The following is a 22,397-nucleotide window of genomic DNA, read 5'->3' on the forward strand; positions in this document are numbered from 1 at the left end:
ATGCATATCCTCACCACGACCTCCGCCTCGCTCGACGATCTCGCCGAGCCGGTCGATCTGCGGCAGACGCCGGCGGATATCGTGGCCCTGTCCTTCACCGACAGCGATCTTGCCGGGCTGGCGGCGGCGTGGAAGGCCGATGCCGGCCGCCTGCCCTCGATGCGGCTGGCGGCGCTGCGCGACCTGCGCCATCCCATGTCCGTCGACCTCTGGGTCGACAGCGTCGCCCGCCACGCCAAGATCATCCTGGTGCGCATCCTCGGCGGCCACGATTGGTGGCGCTATGGCTGCGACCAGTTGGCTTCGATCGCCCGCGAGCGCGGCATAAAACTGGCGCTGCTTCCCGGTGAAAGCCACGACGAGGATCTCAGGCTGATCGAAGCCTCGACGCTGCCGCGCCAGGAATTGGACGCGTTGCTCGGCTATTTCCGCGAAGGCGGCCCGGCCAATATGAGCGCGCTGGTGCAGAGGCTGGGGCGGCTGGCTGGACAAGATGCGGCCGTTGTTGAGCCGGTGGCAGTGCCAAAAGCCGGCTACTACGAGCCCACACGCGGCGTCGTCCCCCTCCCCCTGCAGGGGGAGGGAAAGGTGGTACCGATCCTCTTCTACCGCTCGATGCTGCTGGCCGCCGATGTCGCGCCGATCGATGCCCTTTTTGAGGCGCTGCGCCAACGCGGCATCCTCCCGGTCCCCATCTTCGTCTCCAGCCTGAAAGAGCCGGCGTCACTCGCCTTTGTGGAAACCGCGTTCGCCGCGCTGAAACCCGCCGCCATCATCGCCGCGACCGCCTTCGCCTCCGGTGCCGAACCCGGCGTCGAAACCCTATTCGACCGTGCCGGCGTGCCCGTCTTCCAGGTCATCGTCGCCACCACCCGCCGCGACGTCTGGGAAAACAACCAGCGCGGCGTGGCGCCCGCCGACCTCGCCATGCATGTCGTGCTGCCAGAACTGGACGGCCGCATCCTCGCCGGCGCCATTTCCTTCAAGGGCGAAAGCGATGTCGATCCGGCACTTGGCCACCGTGCCTTCGCCAACCGGCCGGAGCCGGATCGCGTGGCGCAGGTGGCGGATCGCGTGGTGGCCTTCATCAAGCTGCAGGAGACGCCACGCGCCGAGCGCAAGCTTGTCATCCTGATCCCGGACTATCCAAGCGCACCGGGCCGCACGGGATATGCCGTCGGCCTCGATGTGCCGTCCAGCGTGCTGGCGATGCTGCATGACCTGAAGGAGCAGGGTTATGACGTTGAGGGGATTCCGAAATCGCAGCGGGAATTGCTGGATTTGCTGGGGAGAGGCGATGACGGGCTGGGGCTGGAGGATTATCTCGGCTTCTCGAAGGAATTGCCGGTTGAGGCAATGACTGCCGTTGAAGCGGCCTGGGGAAAAGCGGAATACGAGACCGGCCAGAAACACTTCCCCTTCCGCGCCGCGACCTTCGGCAACATCACCGTAGCCCTCGCCCCCGATCGCGGCCGCTCCGCCGATCGCCGCGCCGACTACCACGATCCAACCTTGCCCCCGCGTCACGCCCTGGTCGCGTTTGGCCTGTGGCTGCGCAAATCCCTCGGCATCCATGCGCTCATCCATGTCGGCGCGCACGGCACGCTGGAATGGCTGCCCGGCAAGACGGTTGCACTCTCGCAAAGCTGCTTTCCCGAGATCGTCACCGGTCCCTTGCCCGTCATCTACCCCTTCATCGTCTCCAACCCAGGCGAAGCGGCGCAGGCCAAGCGGCGCATCGCCGCCGTCACGCTTGGCCATTTGCCACCGCCGCTGACTGGCGCGGGACTGGACGAAGACCAGCAAAAACTCGAGCGCCTGGTCGACGAATACGCCCAGGCAGACGGCCTCGACCGTCGCCGCCGCGATCGCCTGGCAAAACTGATCGTGGACACGGCGCAAAAGACCGGCCTCGCCACCGAAGCCGGCGTCGCCAGGACCGACGCGCCCGATGAGGCGCTGCGCCGCATCGACGCCTGGCTCTGCGACCTCAAGGACTTCGCCATCAAGGACGGATTGCATATCTACGGCCGTGCACCCGATGGCGAGCCTGACACCATGCGCCGCCAAAGTGCCGAGGCTGAAAGGTCGGCGCTGGTCGCCGCGCTCGATGGCCGTCACGTCAAGGCCGGCCCGGCCGGCGCGCCCGCGCGCGGACGTTCCGACGTGCTGCCCACCGGCCGCAACCTGTTCACGTCGGACCCACGCACCATGCCGACCCCGACCGCCTATGATCTGGGCAAGGCGGCGGCGGAAGAGGTCGTGCGCGGCTACCTCCAGTCGCATGGCGACTGGCCGCGCTCTCTGGTGATAGACCTCTGGGGCTCGGCCTCGCTGCGCACCGGCGGCGAAGAAATCGCGCAAGGCCTGGCGCTGATGGGCTGCCGGCCGCAATGGGATGCCGCCACCGGCCGCATCACCGGCATCGAGGTGCTGCCGCCGGCAACGCTCGACCGCCCGCGCGTCGACGTCACCTGGCGCATTTCGGGCCTCTTCCGCGACATGTTCCCGACCCAGATCGCGCTGATCGACGCCGCCGCCAATGCCGTCGCCGCTCGCGACGAGGAGGATTCGGAAAACCCGCTCGCGGCCCGGACCCGAGCCGACGGCAAGATCAGCCCGCGCATCTTCGGCACCTCGCCCGGCACTTACGGCGCCGGCGTCGAGAATCTCCTGTCGAGCGGCGACTGGGCAGCGCGCGAAGAAATTGGCCGCGCCTATCTCGACGCCACCTCGCATGCCTATGGCGGTGCCGGCGGCGAAGGCGTCTCGGCGCCCGGCGCGTTCGAAACCCGCATCGCCGAAGCCGATCTTCTGGTTCACACCGGCGATGACCCCGGCCGCGACATTCTCGAAGGCTCCGCCGACGTCGCCTTCATCGGCGGCTTCTCGGCCGCGCTTGCCGCGCTTGGCCGGAATGCCGACGTCATCGTCCTCGACACGACAGACCCGCAAAAGCCGAAGCCGCGTTCGGTCGGCGAGGCCGTCTCGCGGGTGGTACGCGCCCGCGCCGTCAACGCGCGTTTCATTGCCGGACAGATGCGGCACGGCCCGCGCGGCGCCTCCGAATTCGCCGAGACGGTCGACCGGCTGGTCGGCTTCGCCGAGACCACCCATGCCATTTCGGGCGCGCTGATCGAGGCCGTGCACGACGCCTATGTCGGCGACGCGGAAGTTCGCGCCTTCATCCTGCGCGAAAACCCGGCGGCCGCGAAAGTCATCGCCGAGCGTTTTCTCTCGGCGCGCCGGCGCGGCCTCTGGCATCCCTTGCGCAATTCCATCGACGACGATCTCGCCGCGCTGATTGCCGAGGCAGAAGCGCTGGGAGTGGCGGCATGAACGCCTTCTCGCGCCGTGGCGCGTGTCCGGCCCTGTCGGCCCCGATGCAGACCGGCGATGGGCTCCTAGTGCGGCTCAACCCGGTTGCTGGAGCCCTGACGCCGAAGCTTTTGATCGAGTTGGCTGAATCTGCCCAGCGGCATGGCAACGGCGTCATGGAAGTGACGGCGCGCGGCAGTCTACAGATACGTGGGCTGACAGCGGAGAGCGCAGCATTGCTGGCAGCGGAGGTCGATGCGCTGGGCATTGCGGTGCGGACCGGCGTGCCGGTGGAGACAGGACCGCTGGCGGGCATCGATCCGCAGGAGATCGCCGATCCGCGACCGCTGGCAGAGCGGATCAGGATGGCGATTGAAGAGGCCGGGCTGGCGCCAAGGCTGGGGCCGAAGGTGTCGGTGGTTGTCGACGGCGGCGGGCAACTGACGATGGATGCGGTGACGGCCGACGTGCGGCTAAAGGCGGAGCGAGCCGACAACGTCATCGTCTGGAGCGTATCGGTTGCCGGTGACGGCCGAAACGCGAAGGTGCTGGCAACAGTCGATGCGGATGCCGCTAGAGACATAGCCGTCGCCACGCTCAGGATGGTCGCTGAAAAGGGCCGCGAAGCGCATGCGAGGGATTTGTCGGAGAGGCAATTAGTATCTCTCGCAGGCTGGCATTCTGTGGCGCCCCCCTCTGTCCTGCCGGACATCTCCCCCACAAGAGGGGAGATTGCTCATTCACGCTCGCCTTCGCCAATTTCCAACGCCGAAACGGCTGAGCCCACCTCCGCCTTCGCAAGAGCAGCGCCGCCGGCAGGGCTGCCAATCTCCCCCCTAGTGGGGGAGATGTCCGGCAGGACAGAGGGGGGCGCCTCGCGCAAACCTATCGGCCTTTTCCCCTTGGCCGATGATACTTTCACTCTCGGCATCGGCCTCCCCTATGGCAGCATGCCGGCGGACAAGATCATCAGCCTCGCGCAAAGCCCCCTCGCCCTTGGCACCACCGAAATCCGCCTCGCCCCGGGCCGCGCCTTGCTCGTCGTTGGTCAGCCGGACGTCGCTTGCACAAGCCTCCAGCAAACAGCCGCCGCCCTCGGCTTCGTCACCTCTCCCACCGATCCGCGCACCCGCATTGCCGCCTGCCCCGGCACGCCGGCCTGCGCCTCCGGCCGCATCGCCACGCGTGACATCGCCGAGACGATCGCCACCGAAAACGCAGACATTCTCGACTTCACCCTGCACATTTCCGGCTGCGCCAAGGGCTGCGCGCATCCCGGTCCGGCGGCGCTCACAATCGTCGGCGGCGAAAATGGAGCCGGACTTGTCGTGAACGCGACGGCAAAGGCTCTTCCTGCCGGCTACAGGCCGGGCTATGACGCCGCGCGCGGCTTCAGTCGCGTCGCGGCGACGATCCGCAGCGCACGATTTGAGGGTGAGACCGCCGCCGCTTGCCTGACAAGGCTCGGGGCGGCGGCAATCGCCGAGACTTACCGACAGGCCCAAACTAAAAACCGGAAATGAGCATGGCCGCCTACGACTACATCCACGACGGCACGGCGATCTACGAGCGCTCCTTCGCCATTATCCGCGCCGAGGCCGACCTCAAGCGCTTCTCGGACGCCGAGTCCGATGTCGCCATCCGCATGATTCATGCCTGCGGCCAGGTCGAAGCATCAAGCCATTTTGTTTTCTCGCCTGATTTCGTCACAGCCGCACGCAAGGCACTCGCTGCCGGCGCGCCGATCTTCTGCGATGCCGAAATGGTCTCGCATGGCGTCACCCGCGCTCGTCTGCCGGCCGGCAACGAGGTGATCTGCACCTTGCGCGATCCGCGCACGCACGACATCGCCAAGGCGATCGGCAACACCCGTTCGGCCGCCGCGATCGACCTGTGGGGCGAGCGCATGGCCGGTTCGGTGGTCGCCATCGGCAATGCGCCGACAGCACTTTTCTACCTGCTGGAAAAATTGCGCGACGGCGCGCCGAAGCCGGCGGCCATCATCGGCATGCCAGTCGGCTTCGTCGGTGCTGCCGAATCCAAGGATGCGTTGGCCGAGAATTCCTATGGCGTGCCTTATGCCATTGTGCGTGGCCGACTTGGCGGCAGCGCCATGACCGCCGCCGCGCTCAATTCATTGGCGAGGCCCGGCCTGTGAACGCGCTCCCCAAAGGCCGACTTGTCGGCGTCGGCACCGGTCCCGGCGATCCAGAATTGCTGACGCTGAAGGCCGCGCGGGCCTTGGCCGAGGCCGATGTCGTCGCCTATTTCGCCAAGCGCGGCAACAACAGCAACGCGCGCGCCATCGTCGAAGCGCGCTTCCGGCCGGACATGCTGGAACTGCCGCTGCTCTATCCCGTGACCACCGAAATCGACAAGAATCACGACGATTACCGCTCGCAGATCACCGGTTTCTACGAGGAGTTGGCCGAAAAGGTCGCAGAACACCTCGAAGCCGGCAGGATGGTAGCCGTCCTGTCCGAGGGCGACCCGCTGTTCTACGGCTCCTACATGCATCTGCATGTGCGCCTTGCTCATCGCTTCCCCACGGAAGTCATCCCCGGCGTCACCGCAATGTCCGGCTGCTGGTCGCAGACCGGTGTGCCGATCGTCCAGGGCGATGACGTGCTGACGGTTTTGCCCGGCACGATGAGCGAGTTCGAACTGACGCGTCGCCTCGCCGACACCGATGCCGCCGTTATCATGAAGGTCGGCCGCAACCTGCCCAAGATCAGGCGGGCGCTCGAAGCCACCGGCAAGCTGACGCGCGCCGTCTATGTCGAGCGCGGCACCATGGCCGGCAGCGTCTCGATGAAGCTCGCCGACAAGCAGGACGACAAGGCCCCCTATTTCGCCATCGTGCTGGTCGCCGGCTGGTCCGGCCGGTCAGGGGCACTGGAGGCACAGGCATGAGCGGCCGTCTCACCGTCATCGGCCTTGGACCCGGCAATGCCGATCAGGTCACGCCGCAAGCAAGCCGCGCCGTGGCCGAGGCAAAGTTCTTCTATGGCTACAAGCCCTATCTCGACCGGCTGGACCTGCGCCCGGACCAGACTCGCGTTGCCTCCGACAACCGCGAGGAACTCGCCCGCTCCAAGGACGCCTTGATCAAGGCCGCCGAAGGCCATGACGTCGCCGTGGTTTCCGGCGGCGATCCCGGTGTCTTTGCCATGGCAGCCGCGGTTTGCGAGGCGATCGAGGCCGGCCCGGCTGAATGGCGGGCTGTCGACGTTGCCGTGGTGCCCGGCGTCACCGCCATGCTGGCGGTTGCCGCCCGCATCGGCGCCCCGCTCGGCCATGATTTCTGCGCCATCTCGCTGTCCGACAATCTGAAGCCGTGGGAACTGATCGAACTGCGCCTGCTGGCGGCGGCCGGCGCGGGTTTCGTCATCGCGCTCTACAACCCCATCAGCAAGGCACGCCCCTGGCAGCTTGGCCGCGCCTTCGAATGCCTGACCGCGATCCTGCCCGGCACCACGCCGGTCATCTTCGGCCGCGCCGCCGGCCGTCCGGACGAGCGCATCGAGGTTTATCTGCTGGCCGATGTCGACGCGAAAAAGGCCGACATGGCGACCTGCATCATCATCGGGTCGCCGGAAACCCGGATCATCAAGCGCGCAGACAAGCCGGCGCTGGTCTACACGCCGCGTTCGGCATCGGGTTCGACAAAATGATCGGCCCCGAATTGGTTGACAATCGCGGCCAGCGCTTCGACGGTTTCAGCCGAAGGCACCTCCGGCAACATCGGCCTGCGGACCATGATCACCTCGACACCAAGCGCCCGCGCTGCGGCAATCTTGCCGTAAGTGGCGGCGCCACCGCTGTTCTTGGACATGACAACATCGATGCTGTGTCTTTCCAGCAGCACACGCTCGTCAGCTTCGCAGAACGGACCGCGCGCCAGCAGGTAGTCAGCGTCGGGCACGGCGAGCTTCGGCTCGACCGGATCGACGCTGCGGATGAGGTAATGGTGCTGGGGCGCGGCTTCGAAGGCCGCGACCTCCTGTCGGCCAAGCGCCAGGAAGACGCGGCGCGATGCCGATCCAAGCGCATGCACGGCATCGGTGACGCTATCGACATCAGTCCAGTGGTCGCCTTCAATAGGCTCCCAGCCCGGACGGCGCAGAGCGAAGATCGGCACGCCGGTCGCTCGCGCCGCTTGCGCGGCATTGGCGGAGATTCGCGCCGCATAGGGATGCGTGGCGTCTATCAGAAGATCGGTGCTTGTCTCCTTGAGATAGGCGGCCAAACCGTCGGCGCCCCCAAACCCTCCGGTTCGCACGGGCACGCCTTGCGCTACGGGGCTTTCGGTGCGACCAGCCAGCGACAGCGTGACCGAAGCGCGCACCGCCACCTTTCCGGCCAGTTGCCGGGCTTCCGTGGTGCCGCCGAGGATCAGAATACGGTGGGTCATCATGCCTGCTGAAAGTCCGCGCGGAGCCGGCTATACGTCGAAATGGCTGACGGTGATCGGCATCGGCGAGGACGGTTTAGCGGGTCTCGGCGACGAGGCCAAGCAGCGGCTCGCCGACGCGGAGTTCATCTTCGGCGGCAAGCGCCATCTGGCGCTGGTCGCGTCCTTCGCCAAGGGCGAGCCGCGCCCCTGGCCGGTGCCCTTCGATGCCGGGATGGCTGACGTGCTGGCGCTGGTGGGCCGCAAAGTCTGCGTGCTCGCCTCCGGCGATCCTTTTTTCCACGGGGTCGGTGCCACCCTCGCCCGCAAGGTCGAGCTGCGGGAGATGCATGTCATCCCAGCGCCGTCGGCCGTCTCGCTGGCCGCCGCCCGCCTTGGCTGGGCACTGCAGGATATCGAGACCGTCTCGCTGCATGGCCGGCCGCTCGACCTGATCCGGCCGCTGCTGCAGCCCAATGCACGCATCCTGGCACTGACGTCGGACGGCAACGCGCCGGCGGCAATTGCCCGCCTGCTCACAGAACTCGATTTCGGCGCATCGCGGCTGACGGTCCTGGAGGCTTTGGGCGGACCGAACGAGAAACAGCACATGGCACGCGCCGATGCCTTCGACCTCGAAAACATCAATCCGCTCAATGTGCTGGCCATCGAAATTGATTCGAACCCGCAAGGCCGTGTGCTGCCGCTCACGGTTGGCCTTGCCGATCATCTGTTCGACCATGACGGCCAGATCACCAAGCGCGAAATCCGCGCTGTCACCTTGTCGACGCTGGCGCCCAGGCGCGGCGAGTTGCTGTGGGACATCGGCGCCGGCTCAGGCTCGATCGGCATCGAGTGGATGCTCGCCCACCCCTTGATGCGCGCCATTGCCATCGAGGCCGACCCGAGCCGCGCCGCTCGCATCCACCGCAATGCCGCCGCCTGCGGCGTTCCGGGCCTTGTGGTGGTGGAAGGTAATGCGCCAAGGGCGCTTGCCGGGCTGGAGACGCCGGACGCTATCTTCATCGGCGGCGGCGGCAGCGACACCGGTGTCTTGAACACCGCCATCAAGGCGCTGCGCCCAGGTGGCCGTCTCGTCGCCAATGCGGTGACGCTGGAAATGGAAACGCTGCTTCTCGCCCAGCACCTGAAACTGGGCGGCGATCTTACCCGGATAGACATTTCGCGCGCCTCGCCGGTCGGTTCGATGCAGGCCTGGCGGCCCGCAATGCCGGTCACGCAATGGAACTGGGTGAAGCCATGATGGTCGCGGGCATCGGCAGCCGCAAAGGCGTTGGCGTCGAAGACTTGCTTGCCGCGATTGAAACCGCGCTTGAAGCGCACGGGCTGGCAATGACGGCGCTCTCGGCACTGGCCACCGCAGCGTTCAAGAAGGATGAAGACGCGATCGCTGGCGCTGGCCGCGCGCTGAACCTCCCGGTTGTCATCGTCGATGACGCAGCGCTTCAAGCCGCCTCGCCAGGCACGCTCAGCCATTCCAGCCTCTCGCAGGAACTCGCCGGCACGCCCTCCGTTTCCGAAGCGGCAGCCCTTGCCGTTGCCGGGGCCGGCGGAAAACTGCTTGGCCCTCGCACCGTGCTTGGCCCGGTCACCTGCGCCATCGCCATCAGCGGAGACGCGCCATGACCGTTCATTTCATCGGTGCCGGTCCCGGTGCGGCCGACCTCATCACGCTGCGCGGCGCTAGGCTCCTGGCAAGCTGTCCGGTCTGCCTGCACGCCGGCTCCATCGTCGCACCCGAATTGCTGCAGCACTGCACACCTGGGACCAAACTGATCGACACCGCGCCAATGTCGCTCGACGAGATAGAGGCCGCCTATGTCGAGGCCCACAAGGCTGGTCATGATGTAGCGCGGCTGCATTCCGGCGACTTGTCGGTTTGGAGTGCGGTGGCCGAGCAGATCCGCCGGCTGGAAAAACACGGCATCCCTTACACGCTGACGCCGGGCGTTCCTTCCTTCGCCGCAGCCGCCGCGGCGCTGCGGCGCGAGCTGACCATTCCCGAAGTGGCGCAAAGCCTGGTGCTGACCCGCATCTCCGGCCGCGCCTCAAAAATGCCGCCCGGCGAAACGCTGGCCGGCTTCGGCCGCACCGGTGCCACGCTGGCCATCCATCTTGCCATTCACGCCATCGACCGTGTCGTCGCCGAACTGACGCCGCACTATGGCGGCGATTGTCCGGTGGCGATCGTCTTCCGTGCCTCGTGGCCAGATGAGCGCGTGCTGACGGGAACGCTGGAAACGATCGAGGCGCAGCTGGCCGCCGATCCGATGGAGCGCACGGCGATCATCTTCGTCGGCCGCTCGCTGGCGGCGGAAGGGTTTGGCGAGAGTTCATTGTACGACGCCCACTATCAGCGGCGTTTTCGCGGACGGGACGGATTGTGAGCGGCAGCATCAAAAAGAAGAGCGAAAACGCCACGCTCGAACAGGCGCTCGCCCGGCTGAACTTCAAGCCGCGTCCGCTTGAGCCGGGCCATGTCTGGCTGGCCGGCGGCGGCCCCGGGGATCCCGGCTGCCTGACTCTGGAAGTGCTGGCGGCCTTGGCCGAGGCGGATGCGCTGGTCTATGATGCGCTGGTCTCACCTGATGTCGTGGCGGTGGCATCGGCAGCCGAGCTGTTCTACGCCGGCAAACGCGGCGGCCAGCCTTCGATGAAGCAGGACGACATCACCGCCCTGCTGGTGCGGCTGGCGCGCGAAGGCCGCCGCGTCGTCAGGCTGAAAGGCGGCGATCCCTATATTTTCGGCCGTGGCGGTGAAGAGGCACTGGCGCTCGCGCGCGAAGCTATCCCCTTCCGGGTTCTGCCCGGCCTGACATCCGGCCTCAGCGCGCTGGCCGCGACCGGCATCCCGGCCACCATGCGCGGCATCAACAAGGCGGTGATCCTGGCGACCGGCCATGCCGCCGGCACCGACGACGACATCGACTGGGTGGCAATCGCCCGCACCGGCCAGCCGGTTGTCGTCTACATGGGCATGGCGAACCTGCCGCTGATCGCGGCAGCACTGCTCGACGGCGGGCTGGCGCCATCGACGCCGGCGGCGGTGATCGTCGCCGCGACCACACCGCAGGAGCGAACCGTCGTAGCCACGCTCGCCACCATTGCCGAGGAAGCGGCCGCCGCCGGCCTTGCCTCGCCGGCATTGATTGTTGTCGGCGGCATCGTCGCCATGCGCGCGGCACTGGCAGGCAAGGCATGACGGCCCGCGCGATCATCATCGGCGCGCCGCGTTCCGGCTCGGGCAAGACCAGCGTCACCATCGGCATCCTGCGCGCGCTCACCCGACGTGGGCTGAAGGTGCGGGGCGCCAAATCCGGCCCCGACTATATCGATCCCGGCTTCCACACGGCTGCCACGGGCCTGTCCGGCGTCAATCTCGACAGCTGGGCCATGCCGCCATCGCTGCTCAATGCGCTCGCCGCACAGGCGGCCGACGACACCGATTTCGTTATCCTCGAAAGCGCCATGGGCCTGTTCGACGGCATTCCGGCCACGCCGGGGCGCACCGGCTCGGCGGCAGATCTCGCCCGGCTCTACGGCCTGCCGGTGCTTTTGGTGCTCGACGTTTCCGGACAATCGACCACGGCGGCGGCCGTCGCCAAGGGCTTTGCCACCTACGATCCGGATGTCCGCATGGCCGGCGTCGTGCTCAACCGGCTTGGCAGCGAGCGCCACCGCCGGCTGTCCGGCGACGCGATCGAGGCGATCGGCCTGCCTGTCGTCGGCGCCATCTTACGCGACCCTACCCTGAACCTGCCCGAGCGGCACCTCGGTCTCGTCCAGGCCGGCGAGTATGATGATCTGATGGCGCATCTGGACCGCCTCGCCGACATGGCGGAGAAGTCGCTCGACCTCGATGCGGTCATGGCGCTGGCAACGCCCCTCACCCCGGCAGAAGGCGGCTTCGACGAGGCGCTGCAGCCGCCCGGACAGCGGATAGCCCTGGCAGAAGACGCCGCCTTCACCTTCCTCTACCCGCATGTCGCCAGCTATTGGCGCAAGGCGGGCGCGGAAATCGTTCCGTTCTCGCCACTCGCCGACGAAGCGCCCGACGAGGATTGTGACGTCTGCTGGCTGCCCGGCGGCTATCCCGAGCTTCACGCCGGTCGGCTCGCAGCGTCGGAGACTTTCAAGACCGGAATGGCGCGCTTCGCCGCGACCAAGCCAGTGCATGGCGAGTGCGGCGGCTTCATGGTGCTTGGCCAGACGCTGGAGGATGCCTCCGGCGAAACGCACGGAATGCTTGGCCTGCTTGGCCATTCCACCAGTTTTGCAAAGCGGAAGATGAATCTTGGCTACCGCGAGGCGCGGCTGCGCGCCGATTGCCCATTGGGCTCACAGGGCGCGCTGATCCGGGGGCATGAATTCCACTATGCGCAGATGACCGCAACCGGCAATGACGAGCCGCTGGCCGACCTCGCCGATGGTCAGGGCAATCCGATCGGCGCCTCCGGCTATCGGCGCGGTCATGTCAGCGGCACCTTCTTCCATGCGATAGCAAGGGGCGGCGCATGAAGCTCCCGAATTTGACCCTTTCGCCCCGGCAAATCCTCGACGACTTGGCGCTCTGCCTGGTCTTCTTCACCCGCCTGCCTCTGCCCATCCTCGATTTTCGCGGCCGCGGCCTTGCCGCCGCGATCTGGGCGGCGCCGGTCGCCGGCCTCGTCGTCGGCCTGATCGGCGCCATCGTCTTTGCCACGGCGGAACGGTTTGGCCTTGCCATGGGCTCGGCGGCAGCCCTTGCCCTGGTCGCAACGGTGGTCACCACCGGCTGCCTGCACGAGGACGGGCTTTCCGATGTCGCCGACGGCTTTGGCGGGGGAAAATCGCGCGGCCGCAAGCTGGACATCATGCGCGACAGCCGCATCGGCGCCTATGGCGCCATGGCGCTGGCTCTGTCGCTGCTCATCCGCTGGAGCGCACTGTCGCAACTGGTCGACCCCACTCAGGCTCTCTTTGCCCTTATTGCCGCCCACGCGGCCTCGCGTGGCGTGTTGGGCGCCTTCATGCATCTGTTGCCTCCGGCGCGCGATGACGGCCTCTCGGCCGGCGCCGGCACTGTCTCGCTTGAAACGGCAATCGTCGGCGCCGTGCTTGGCGCGATTCCGCTCCTGCTGCTTGGGCTCGGCGGCGCCATCGCCGCGCTTATCCTGCTCGGCCTGCTGTTTGCCGCCTTCCATGCCCTTTGCCTCAACCAGATCGGTGGCCAGACCGGCGACACGATCGGCGCCTTGCAGCAAGTGAGCGAAATATCAGTGCTTCTCGTCGCTTCCGTCGCGCTTTCCTGATTCCCCTTGATCTGATTCTCTTCCGGAGACCTTGCCCCCATGCCCTTCAAATCCCTCAATGAATTGCGCGCCGCCTGCCTCGACCTGCCCGCCGGCAGCGATACCGCCGCAAAGGCGGTTGCCCGCCGCCAGGACACGCTGACCAAGCCGCAAGGCAGCCTCGGCCGGCTGGAAACCATCGCCGCATGGCTGGCGCGCTGGCAGGGCCGCGACATGCCGAAACTCGACCGCGTGAAAGTGTTCGTCTTCGCCGGCAATCACGGCGTCACCGCGCAGGGCGTGTCGGCCTTTCCTTCCGAAGTGACGGTGCAGATGGTGGCGAACTTCGCCGGCGGCGGGGCCGCCATCAACCAGCTCGCCCGCATCGCCGGCGCTGAACTCGATGTCATCCCGCTCGACCTCGACCATCCGACGGGCGACTTCACGCAAGTGCCGGCAATGGACGAGAAGGCCTTCCTCGCCGCCGTGTCGGCCGGCTACGACGCGGTGACGAAAGATCTCGACCTGATCTGCTTCGGCGAGATGGGCATCGGCAACACCACGCCGGCTGCCGCCATTTCGGCCGCGCTGTTCGGCGGGGGCGCGGAAAAATGGACCGGGCGCGGCACCGGCGTCGACGATGCCGGCCTGAAGCGCAAGGTGGTCGCCATCGAAGCCGGCCTGAAGCGTCATGCCGCCGCCCTTGCCGACCCGTTGGGGGTTGCCGCGGCACTCGGTGGCCGAGAACTCGCCGCCATCTTCGGCGCCACACTCGCCGCCCGTCATCTCGGCATTCCCGTGCTGCTCGACGGCTTCGTCTGCACCGCCGCCGCGGCCCCGCTGGCAAGGCTGCACCCGACAGGGCTGGCCCACACAATCGCGGCCCACGTCTCGGCCGAATCGGGCCATCGCGGCCTGCTCGAAGCGCTCGGCCTGCCGCCGCTGCTCGATCTCGGCATGCGGCTCGGTGAGGGTTCGGGTGCCTGCCTCGCCGTCAACATCGTCCGCTCGGCACTGGAGTGTCATGCGAGAATGGCGAGCTTTGCCGAGGCTGGGGTCTCGGAGAAGTAGCTTCGGACTTCTACGGTTGGGTCCGTGAAGCTGCTCCCGTCACAGGCAGGAGTGGCATCTTCCTGCTACGGTGATTCTCGAATAGATCTGGCGGATGAAAAAACTCCATCCCGCTGCCGCTGCTGTGGCTATTGCCGTTGTGCTTGCCATTGTGCTTCGGCGCGATGGATACTCCAGCCACGGCCCGATCGACACCGCGATTTTCGTTGTTTTCCTGGTTTTCTTCTGGTGGCTCATCAGCGATTTCTCGGGCGGGAAGGCGGAACTGACGCTAGCGAAGCTGAAAGCGCAGAAAAGAACATTGCTTTTCGGTTCGGCCGATTTCTAAGCCGCATTTTTGCACGCAATTAGATCATCATGAGCGCGAAATAGCGTTGCCGGTTGAAAAGCCGCAGCACTTGGCCCGAGACGCGCCACACGCGTCACGCTTTCAGGGTCTTTCCACCAAGTCTTCTAGGAATTTGGTGGGTGCGCACAGGATTGAACTGTGGACCCGCTGATTAAGAGTCAGCTGCTCTACCAACTGAGCTACGCACCCACTCGGCCGGCAAAAACCGGCGTTGGCGGGCATATAGCCGCCACCATCGGTCATGTCTAGCCCTGCCGGAATCATTTCCCGACAAATCGCTGAAGTGACGCAGATGGTCACACGAAAAGCTTGCCTTCCGCCACCTTGACCGCGTTACCGCCAATGCGCGCCGAGGCCAGTTTTCCGCCTTCGACATTGAGCTCCAGGCGGATGCGAGACGGCCGGCCCATCTCCAGCCCCTGCTCGATCCACAGCTGTGAAATGCCATCCGTCGGGCCGTCGAAATGCATGATGGCGCCGGCGAAGGCGGCCGCCGCTGAACCGGTCGCCGGATCCTCATAGGAAGGCGTACCGGGCACGATCATGCGGACATGAAAGGCGCTTTCGTGGTTCACCGTCTCGCGGCAATAGACATAGGGGCTGGCGAAGGCCCATTCGCTCTTGCGCGGCGCCAGTTCCGACCAGGCCTGATTGTCCAGCCGGATGCGGCCCGCCGCCTCGAGATTGGCGACGGGAATGGTCACATAGGGCACGCCGGCCGACCAGAACGAGACGCGGTGATTCTCGAAGCCGATCTCGTGCGGCGCCAGGCCAAGGGCCGCCCCGATCGCTTCCGGATCGGCCTCGAGCTTCAGCGGTTCCGGCAGTTTCGCCAGATCGAACTCGGCGAAGGTGTTGCCATCGTGCGCGCTGACGGCGCAGCGCACCGGGCCGATGTTCTCTTCCAGCACGAAGATGCCGGCCCCGCCCTCACCCGCTAGTTCGGCCAGCGCGATTGCCGATCCCACCGTCGGATGGCCGGCGAACGGCATTTCATAGTCGGGCGTGAAGATGCGGATGCGGTTTTTGTGCTTGGGATTGTCGGGCGGCAGCACAAAGACCGATTCGGACAGGTTGAATTCGCGCGCGATGGCCTGCATCGCCGCCGTATCCAGACCTTTGCAATCCAACACCACGGCCAGCGGGTTTCCGGCCAGTCGCTCGGTCGTAAACACATCGTAAAGCAAGTAATTCCGGGTTTGCATTCCTGCCTCAATCCCAACATGGGCGAAATTTAATTTGATATTTGAACCGGTAAGCCTGATCTGTGCACAGACAGGGACATACGCATCATAGGGGTCCGACGTGGACCAGATTGTCAATCTGCCAAAGACGGAATCGGATTCCGCCATCGAGACGGCGCTTGGGCTCGACCGACAAGGTCTGCGCAAGACGCGCCGGCGTGGCTGGCTCTATGCGCTGCTGGCCCTGATCGTGCTTGCCGCCGGTTTTGGCCTCTATCAATGGTACGCGGCCACGCCCGCCAGGATTGATTACACCACCGTGCCGGCCGCCAAGGCCGACCTGACCGTCCAGGTTTCGGCGACGGGCACGCTGCAGCCACTCACCCAGGTCGACATTTCCAGCCAGCTCTCCGGCATCATACGCTCGGTCTCGGTCAACGAGAACCAGCAGGTGAAGAAAGGCGACGTGCTGGCGGCTCTCGACACCGCCAAACTGCAGGTCCAGATCGAACGGGCCGAGGCTTCCGCGAAAGGGGCCGCCGCCAATGTCGAGGACGCCACGGTGACGCTGGCCGAGAACGAAAGCGCGCTGGTGCGCGCGGCGGCCCTGACCAAGCGCGGCATGGCGACCGACCAGTCGCTCGAGGCGGCAACCGCGACGCGCGACCGCTCCAAGGCAGCGCTCGACAGCGCCCAGGCCAATCTCGCAATCGCCAATGCCGATCTCAAATCGCAGCAGACCGACCTTGCCAACAGCACCATCTATGCCCCGATCGACGGCATCGTGCTGACGCGCTCGGTCGACCCCGGCCAGACGGTAGCCTCCTCGCTGCAGGCGCCGGTGCTGTTCGTCATCGCCGCGGATTTGCGGAACATGGAACTGGTGGCGGCGGTCGACGAGGCCGACATCGGCGCCGTCAAGACAGGCCAGCATGCTCGTTTCACCGTCGATGCCTTCCCCGACCGGCCGTTCGATGCCGAGATCCGCGACATCTCCTATGCCTCGGTCACGACAGACGGCGTCGTCACCTATAATGCGCGGCTCGAGGTCGACAACAACGAGCTGTTGTTGCGGCCCGGCATGACCGCCACCGTTTCCGTCGTCACAAGGGAGGCCAAGGGCGTGCTGACCGTGCCCTCCTCCGCCTTCCGCTACCGCCCGGCGCAGCAGGCCGCGCGTGGCTGGAGCTTCAGCGACCTGTTCACCGGCCGCATGGGTCGTCCGGGCGGCAACCGCCAGCGTCAGGCGACGACCCCGACCGATGGCTCGCGCACGCTCTATGTGCTGGAGAACGGCCGGCCGCATCCGGTCAACGTCAAGATCGGCTCGACCGATGGCGAACTGACCGAGATCACGTCCGGCCTGGACGAAGGCGCGCAAGTCATCACCGCCTCGCAGCCGCGGAGCTGACGGCCGTGGCCGCGGGCGCAACGCTCATTACCTTCGACAAGGTCTGGAAGAGCTATGGCCAGGGCGAAGCCAAGGTCCATGCGCTGGCCGGCGTCGACCTTGCCATCAGGCGCGGCGAATTCGTCGCCATCATGGGGCCGTCCGGCTCCGGCAAATCGACGGCGATGAACATAATCGGCTGCCTCGACACGCCGACGGCCGGAACCTACTCCTTCATGGGCGTCGACGCCGGCCGGCTCGACCGCAACCGCCGCGCCATGCTGCGCAACCTCTATGTCGGCTTCGTCTTCCAGGGCTACAACCTGCTCGCGCGCACCACGGCCGCCGAAAACGTCGAACTGCCGCTGATCTATCGCGGCGTGGCCGCCCGCGAGCGGCGCGACCTGGCCATGCAAGCACTCGCCCAGGTCGGCCTGGTCGGCCGCGAGCATCATACGCCGGCGGAACTTTCCGGCGGCCAGCAGCAGCGCGTGGCCATCGCGCGCGCCATCGTCACCCGGCCGACGCTGCTCGTCGCCGACGAACCGACCGGCAACCTCGACACCGCCCGCACGCACGAGATCATGGAACTGCTGACGAAGCTCAACAAGGAGCTTGGCCTGACCGTCACCATGGTCACGCATGAGGCCGACGTCGCCGAATATGCCGAACGCACCATCCGCTTCCTCGATGGCCACGTCGCATCAGACACCATGAATGTCGAGGTGACCTGACCATGATCTGGGAAACCGTTCGCCTCTCGCTGCGCTCGATCCGCCGCAATGTGCTGCGCTCGTTCCTGACGCTGCTCGGCATCGTCATCGGTGTCGCCGCCGTCATCGCCATGCTCACCATCGGCTCCGGCACCACGCAAAAGGTCAAGGCCGACATCTCCAAGCTCGGCAGCAACCTGCTGGTCGTCCGTGCCGGGCGTCCAGCCGGTCCCGGCGGCCCGGGCGGGCTCGACCAGGTGGTGCGGCCACTGGCCGAGAAGGACCTTGCCGCACTGGTCGCGCATCTGACCGGCGCGCGCGCCATCTCGCCGGCCTCGCAGAAGCAGGTGCGCGTCATCTTCGGCACCGAAAGCCTGACCTCCGGTGTGACCGGCACCGACAGCGCCTATCTCGATGCGCGCGACTGGAAGCTGGTGTCCGGCCGCCCGTTCAGCGATTCCGAAACCCGCTCGGGCACCGGCGTGTGCCTGATCGGCGAAACGGTGCGCCAGCAGTTCTTTGGCTCCGGCGACCCCGAGGGCGAGATCATCCGAGTCAACCGTACCTCCTGCAAGATCATCGGCCTGCTCGAACCCAAGGGCTATACCGGCTTCGGCCAGGACCAGGACAATGTCGTGCTGATGCCGCTGCACGCCTATCAGCGCCGCATCGCTGGCAACCGCGACATCGACAACATCTACATCGCCGCCGACGACCGCACGCCGACCAGCGAATTGCAGCCGCGAGTCGAGGACATCTTGCGCGACGCGCGCCGCATGCCCCCCGACCGCGAGAGCGATTTCGCCATCCGCGACATGACCCAGATCGCCGACGCCATGGCCAGCGCCACCACCACCATGGCCGGCATGCTCGGCGCGGTCGCCGGCGTCAGCCTTCTGGTCGGCGGCATCGGCATCATGAACATCATGCTGGTCTCGGTCACCGAGCGCACCCGCGAGATCGGCATCAGGCTCGCCATCGGCGCGCATGAAAAGCACATCCTCATCCAGTTCCTGGTCGAGGCGACGGTGCTGTCGCTGCTCGGCGGCATCATCGGCATCCTGATCGGCCTGGCGCTGGCCGGCCTTGCCTCCGTGACGCTGACCATCCCCTTCGCGCCAAGCCCGGCGGTCATCCTGCTCGCCGTCGGCTTTTCAGCGCTCATCGGCATGGTGTTCGGCTTCTTCCCGGCCCTGCGCGGCGCCAGGCTCGATCCGATCGACGCGCTGCGGCACGAATAGGCAGCGGCTTCAAGGGCTATCCCCAACCTCGGACGCTTGCCTGCGCGGCCCAGGGCAACACGCCGCGCTGACAAAGCCTGTGAAAAGCCGGGCAAGCTACGCGTTGGCCGGGTTGGTCGTCCTGCCAATCACCCATTTCATCGTCAGTCCCTGCACGATGATCGAGAAGATCACCACCGCGTAGGTCGCGGTCAGCAGCACCGGTTTGGCCGCGCTGTCCGGCAAGGACAGCGCCAGCGCCACTGAAACGCCGCCGCGCAGACCGCCCCAAGTCAACACTGGAATAGATCCCGCCGAGAAGGTCTGGCGTATCGCCAGCAGCGAGATCGGAATCCAGACGGAGACAAAGCGCCCGGTCAGCACGATCGGGATCGCGATCAGCACGATCCAGCCATGCGAGGGATCGAACGACAGCACCAGCACTTCCAGTCCGAGCAACAGGAACAGGACGGAATTCAGCATCTCGTCGACCACTTCCCAGAAGGCGAAGAGATAATCCTCCACCGTCTCGCTCATCGCATGCTCGGCGCCATGGTTGCCGATCAAAAGCCCCGCGACAACCACGGCGATCGGCCCCGAAATGTGCAGCCGGTTGCAGAGCGTGTAGGTGCCGATGCAGACGGCGAGCGAGATCAGGATCTCGACGATGTGATCGTCAACGGCCAGCATGGCGCGATAGGCGATCCAGCCGGTCAGGAGCCCGAACAGCGCGCCGCCCAGCCCATCACGCAGCAGCAGTTCGCCGATATCCCAAAGGTCGGGCCGATGCTCGCCCGTGGTCGCGACAGCCACCGCCAGCAGCACGCCGAACGCCACCACCGCGACGCCGTCGTTGAACAAGGATTCGCCGGCGATCTTGGCCTTGATCGATTCCGGCACGTTGATGGATTTGAGCAGGCCGAGCACGGCGACCGGATCGGTCGGCGAAATCAGCGCGCCGAACACCAGGGCCCATGGCAGGGGGACGTTGAAGCCAAGCCCGCCAGCCATGAACCACAAGGCTACCCCGACCACCGCCGTCGAGATGACGACGCCGATGCTGGCCATCAGGGTGATCGCCCATTTCTGCCCTTTGAGCAGATCGAAATCGACATGCAGGGCGCCGGCAAACAGCAGCAGCGACAACATGCCGTTCATGATCGCCGAGGTAAAATCGATCTCTTGCATCACATTCTGCAGCGTCGCCGTGATGCCGAGGCCCGGCGCGACCTTCTCCAGGGCTAGCAAGAGCAGTGACGCCGCCAGCGCCATGATCAAAAGCCCGATCGTATGCGGCAGTTTGAGGAAACGGAGGTTCAGCCAGCCGAACAGGGCCGACAACGTCAACAGCAGCGCGGCGATTTCAAAGACTGACAGCATGCGGCCCCCGCCGATTCGTCAAAACCGAGCGGAGTTTAAAAGCCGGCGGGCGGAAACGACAATCTAGCTGTAGGCGAAATGCCACTCGACCAGCGGCTTCATGTGCGGCGACAGCCCATCCGGCAGGTCGGCGGCGTGACGGATGATCACCGGCCCCTCGATCTCCGGATCGGTTTCGGCGGCAACGAAGGCCGAAATTCGGCGCGCGACCTCATCGGCCGGCTCATCGACATGATAGCGGCGGAAGATCACCGTGCCGCTTGCCGTCGACAAAGCGTGCCAGCGCACGCCGCGCCTGGCATCCGTCAGGTCGATACCGGTCTCTTCGCGCACCTCGCGGATCATGTTGAAATCGACATCGACCATCCCGTCGCGGAAATCTACAGGTTCGAACGAGCCGGCGGCGAAATAGACGCGGCCGGCATTGACCGTCTGCGGTCCCATGCGGATCGCCACCAGCGCATTGTCGCCCGCCACCAGCACGGCATGGGCATAGGCGTGCTCGGCGCCGGAATTCTCTGGCCGCTTCCGCCAGAGCATGAAGGTGGAGTAGTTGACCGCATGGCAGCGGCCGACGAGGCGGTTGTCGCGCCAGGCAAGTTGCGACAGCAGCACCACGGTGCCGTCGAACAGCGCGGGATTGGCTGCTATCTCGCGCTGCCAGTTCTCGGCGATCGCCGCCGCATTATCCCTGGCGAAAGGATGCGGGCCGGGGTCGAGCCGGACGTCGACGGCATCGACCGTCAGGATGACATTGCGCGGCAGGTCGAAACTCATGCCAATCCAGCCTCAGTCCCTTATCAAGCCATGTCCAGCGTGATCGCCACCGGGCAATGGTCGGACGCTTTCGGCCGGTCCCAGCCGGCGCGCGGAAAGCGCTCGACCTCCTGGCCCGCCGGAAAGATCGTGCGCCAGGGCTGGCCGTTGCGGATGATGTCGGGAACGGCGGTGGCATTCTTCGCCGCCAGTCCCCTGGAGAGTAGTATGTAGTCGAGCTGGCAGAGATGCCGCTCTTCAGGCCCGCGTGTGTGATAGAAGGTCCAGCGGTTCATTTCCGGCCGCCGCTCGACGACGTTTTCGCAGAAGCCGCCAGCCGTCAGCAGGTTGATGCAGGACTGGCTCTCGTCGACCACCTCGAAACGGTAGCCGTCGACATCATCGCCGGCGATCTTGACGCGCTGCCGGTAGTCGTTCATGTCGCCGCAGATCGCCCAGCGCTTGTCGGCGGCATGGTCCCTACCAAAGCGCTCCTCGATGATCCGGCGCACGGCTAGCGCCTCGGCGATGCGCACCGGCATCGTCGCCTCGCGTCCGTCGAGCCCGTTGCGCGGCGGGCCCATCGACTTGAAATGCACGAGATAAAGCGTCAGCGGTAGGCCGCCCACGGTGATGTCGACTTCCAGGCAGTCGCGCCGGAAGATGCGTTCATTGGCCTGGCTGCCGAGGGCCGCCAGTTCCGGCGTATGCAGCCCGAACTGCTCGTAGGTGACATAGGCATGGCTGGTCATGCGCACGAATTCGATCGGCTGTCCCTGCGCGGTCTCGTTGCGCATCATCACGGCGACGTCGATGCCGCGAGAATCATTGCCTGACGTGGTGTATTTCTGCCGGTAGCCCTGCCCCACCATCTTGAACAAATAGCCATATTCGAAGGCCTTCAGCGCCTCGATGTTGTCGACCTCCTGCATGCAGATGATGTCGGCCCGGGTGGCGGCGATCGCCAACGCCGAGAGCTGGCGCGTGTCGTCGGACTGCGCGATGGCGCGGGCCTGTTCCAGCACCTTGTACTCGGCCTCGCTCTGGATATCGAACAGCGCCAGCGTCCGATCCTCGTTGAGCTGGTTGCGATAGCCGGAAAAATCGAACCTGTTCATCAGGTTCTCGACATTGAAGGTAGCAAGGCGCAGCGACATGCCCAGACCTTTGCCTGCAAGAGCGCCGGAAAACAAGATCGCAGGACCACAAGCAGAGATCGGTTGGTCCTGCCGGCATTCGCGCCATGGTTGACGGAACCTTTCCGTTCATCCGCCGTTCAGATGCAAACATCCACATTGGGCCCATTCCAGGGTAGGCGTGGGGCCTGTATCT

The 22,397-nt window shown here is 65.9% G+C and carries 21 protein-coding genes and 1 tRNA gene; 16 read left to right on the plus strand and 6 right to left on the minus strand.

Annotated features, from left to right (window positions below; all coding sequences use genetic code 11):
* Genes cobN through AC1VON_RS24840 form a run of 5 tightly spaced genes read left to right on the plus strand, consistent with a single transcriptional unit; the run spans position 1 to position 6,992 of the window.
* Complete coding sequence (cobN, locus tag AC1VON_RS24820; RefSeq protein WP_483125188.1) at positions 1 to 3,339, plus strand: cobaltochelatase subunit CobN; 3,339 nt, start codon at positions 1 to 3, stop codon at positions 3,337 to 3,339.
* Positions 3,336 to 4,841 carry a precorrin-3B synthase gene (gene cobG / locus AC1VON_RS24825; protein WP_483125189.1) on the plus strand — a complete coding sequence of 502 codons (1,506 nt, stop codon included), beginning with the start codon at positions 3,336 to 3,338 and terminating at the stop codon, positions 4,839 to 4,841. Before cobN ends, cobG begins: the two co-directional genes overlap by 4 nt.
* 2 nt (positions 4,842 to 4,843) lie before the next feature.
* The gene (locus AC1VON_RS24830; protein ID WP_483125190.1) at positions 4,844 to 5,476 is read left to right on the plus strand and encodes a precorrin-8X methylmutase; all 633 of its coding nucleotides are present in this window, start codon (positions 4,844 to 4,846) and stop codon (positions 5,474 to 5,476) included.
* Complete coding sequence (locus AC1VON_RS24835; RefSeq protein ID WP_483125191.1) at positions 5,473 to 6,231, plus strand: precorrin-2 C(20)-methyltransferase; 759 nt, start codon at positions 5,473 to 5,475, stop codon at positions 6,229 to 6,231. The genes AC1VON_RS24830 and AC1VON_RS24835 overlap by 4 nt, the downstream gene beginning before the upstream one ends.
* Entirely contained in the window at positions 6,228 to 6,992 is a 765-nt protein-coding gene (locus AC1VON_RS24840) for a precorrin-3B C(17)-methyltransferase (RefSeq protein ID WP_483125192.1), read from the plus strand. The genes AC1VON_RS24835 and AC1VON_RS24840 overlap by 4 nt, the downstream gene beginning before the upstream one ends.
* Here the strand turns inward: AC1VON_RS24840 and AC1VON_RS24845 are convergent.
* Positions 6,956 to 7,732, minus strand: coding sequence for a cobalt-precorrin-6A reductase (locus AC1VON_RS24845; protein WP_483125193.1), 777 nt, complete (start codon positions 7,730 to 7,732; stop codon positions 6,956 to 6,958). The genes AC1VON_RS24840 and AC1VON_RS24845 overlap by 37 nt on opposite strands.
* Position 7,733: 1 nt before the next feature.
* Here AC1VON_RS24845 and cbiE point away from each other — a divergent pair, with 1 nt between their 5' ends.
* The 8 genes from cbiE to AC1VON_RS24885 all read left to right on the plus strand — a co-directional run bounded on the left by cbiE (position 7,734) and on the right by AC1VON_RS24885 (position 14,401).
* Positions 7,734 to 8,975 carry a precorrin-6y C5,15-methyltransferase (decarboxylating) subunit CbiE gene (cbiE, locus tag AC1VON_RS24850; RefSeq protein ID WP_483125194.1) on the plus strand — a complete coding sequence of 414 codons (1,242 nt, stop codon included), beginning with the start codon at positions 7,734 to 7,736 and terminating at the stop codon, positions 8,973 to 8,975.
* Positions 8,972 to 9,358 (plus strand): cobalamin biosynthesis protein, encoded by a 387-nt coding sequence (locus AC1VON_RS24855; protein ID WP_483126375.1) that lies wholly within the window; start codon positions 8,972 to 8,974, stop codon positions 9,356 to 9,358. Before cbiE ends, AC1VON_RS24855 begins: the two co-directional genes overlap by 4 nt.
* Positions 9,355 to 10,119, plus strand: coding sequence for a precorrin-4 C(11)-methyltransferase (gene cobM / locus AC1VON_RS24860; RefSeq protein WP_483125195.1), 765 nt, complete (start codon positions 9,355 to 9,357; stop codon positions 10,117 to 10,119). Before AC1VON_RS24855 ends, cobM begins: the two co-directional genes overlap by 4 nt.
* A complete protein-coding gene (gene cobA, locus AC1VON_RS24865; RefSeq protein WP_483125196.1) occupies positions 10,116 to 10,934 on the plus strand; it encodes a uroporphyrinogen-III C-methyltransferase in 819 nt (272 codons plus the stop codon). Before cobM ends, cobA begins: the two co-directional genes overlap by 4 nt.
* Positions 10,931 to 12,250: a cobyrinic acid a,c-diamide synthase CobB gene (locus AC1VON_RS24870; RefSeq protein ID WP_483125197.1), complete on the plus strand. Its 1,320-nt coding sequence runs from the start codon at positions 10,931 to 10,933 to the stop codon at positions 12,248 to 12,250. Before cobA ends, AC1VON_RS24870 begins: the two co-directional genes overlap by 4 nt.
* Positions 12,247 to 13,023, plus strand: coding sequence for an adenosylcobinamide-GDP ribazoletransferase (gene cobS, locus AC1VON_RS24875; protein ID WP_483125198.1), 777 nt, complete (start codon positions 12,247 to 12,249; stop codon positions 13,021 to 13,023). Before AC1VON_RS24870 ends, cobS begins: the two co-directional genes overlap by 4 nt.
* Before the next feature lie 39 nt (positions 13,024 to 13,062).
* Positions 13,063 to 14,073: a nicotinate-nucleotide--dimethylbenzimidazole phosphoribosyltransferase gene (cobT, locus tag AC1VON_RS24880; RefSeq protein WP_483125199.1), complete on the plus strand. Its 1,011-nt coding sequence runs from the start codon at positions 13,063 to 13,065 to the stop codon at positions 14,071 to 14,073.
* A gap of 94 nt (positions 14,074 to 14,167) precedes the next feature.
* On the plus strand, positions 14,168 to 14,401 hold the full coding sequence (locus tag AC1VON_RS24885) for a hypothetical protein (protein WP_483125200.1): 234 nt from the start codon (positions 14,168 to 14,170) through the stop codon (positions 14,399 to 14,401).
* Between the two features lie 134 nt (positions 14,402 to 14,535).
* Here AC1VON_RS24885 and AC1VON_RS24890 read toward each other — a convergent pair.
* Together AC1VON_RS24890 and AC1VON_RS24895 are read right to left on the minus strand one after the other, a co-directional pair.
* A tRNA-Lys gene (locus tag AC1VON_RS24890) sits at positions 14,536 to 14,611 on the minus strand.
* A gap of 107 nt (positions 14,612 to 14,718) precedes the next feature.
* Entirely contained in the window at positions 14,719 to 15,627 is a 909-nt protein-coding gene (locus tag AC1VON_RS24895; RefSeq protein WP_172349956.1) for a PhzF family phenazine biosynthesis protein, read from the minus strand.
* A gap of 100 nt (positions 15,628 to 15,727) precedes the next feature.
* Between AC1VON_RS24895 and AC1VON_RS24900 the strand changes: the two genes are divergently transcribed.
* From AC1VON_RS24900 to AC1VON_RS24910, 3 genes are read left to right on the plus strand one after another with little or no spacing between them, the layout of a single operon-like run.
* Positions 15,728 to 17,017, plus strand: a complete 1,290-nt coding sequence (locus AC1VON_RS24900; protein ID WP_483125201.1) for an efflux RND transporter periplasmic adaptor subunit — start codon at positions 15,728 to 15,730, stop codon at positions 17,015 to 17,017.
* A gap of 5 nt (positions 17,018 to 17,022) precedes the next feature.
* Entirely contained in the window at positions 17,023 to 17,730 is a 708-nt protein-coding gene (locus AC1VON_RS24905; RefSeq protein ID WP_483125202.1) for an ABC transporter ATP-binding protein, read from the plus strand.
* Between the two features lie 2 nt (positions 17,731 to 17,732).
* The gene (locus tag AC1VON_RS24910) at positions 17,733 to 18,950 is read left to right on the plus strand and encodes an ABC transporter permease (protein WP_483125203.1); all 1,218 of its coding nucleotides are present in this window, start codon (positions 17,733 to 17,735) and stop codon (positions 18,948 to 18,950) included.
* Positions 18,951 to 19,046: 96 nt separating this feature from the next.
* On the opposite strand, the gene AC1VON_RS24915 is transcribed toward AC1VON_RS24910, so the two are convergent.
* From AC1VON_RS24915 to AC1VON_RS24925, 3 genes are all read right to left on the minus strand, one after another.
* On the minus strand, positions 19,047 to 20,309 hold the full coding sequence (locus AC1VON_RS24915) for a cation:proton antiporter (protein WP_483125204.1): 1,263 nt from the start codon (positions 20,307 to 20,309) through the stop codon (positions 19,047 to 19,049).
* Positions 20,310 to 20,372: 63 nt separating this feature from the next.
* A complete protein-coding gene (locus tag AC1VON_RS24920) occupies positions 20,373 to 21,086 on the minus strand; it encodes a hypothetical protein (protein WP_172349948.1) in 714 nt (237 codons plus the stop codon).
* Positions 21,087 to 21,109: 23 nt separating this feature from the next.
* Entirely contained in the window at positions 21,110 to 22,222 is a 1,113-nt protein-coding gene (locus AC1VON_RS24925; protein WP_172349946.1) for an endonuclease/exonuclease/phosphatase family protein, read from the minus strand.
* Between the last annotated feature and the right edge of the window lie 175 nt (positions 22,223 to 22,397).

This window comes from Mesorhizobium sp. HAY1-8B, from assembly GCF_056868045.1.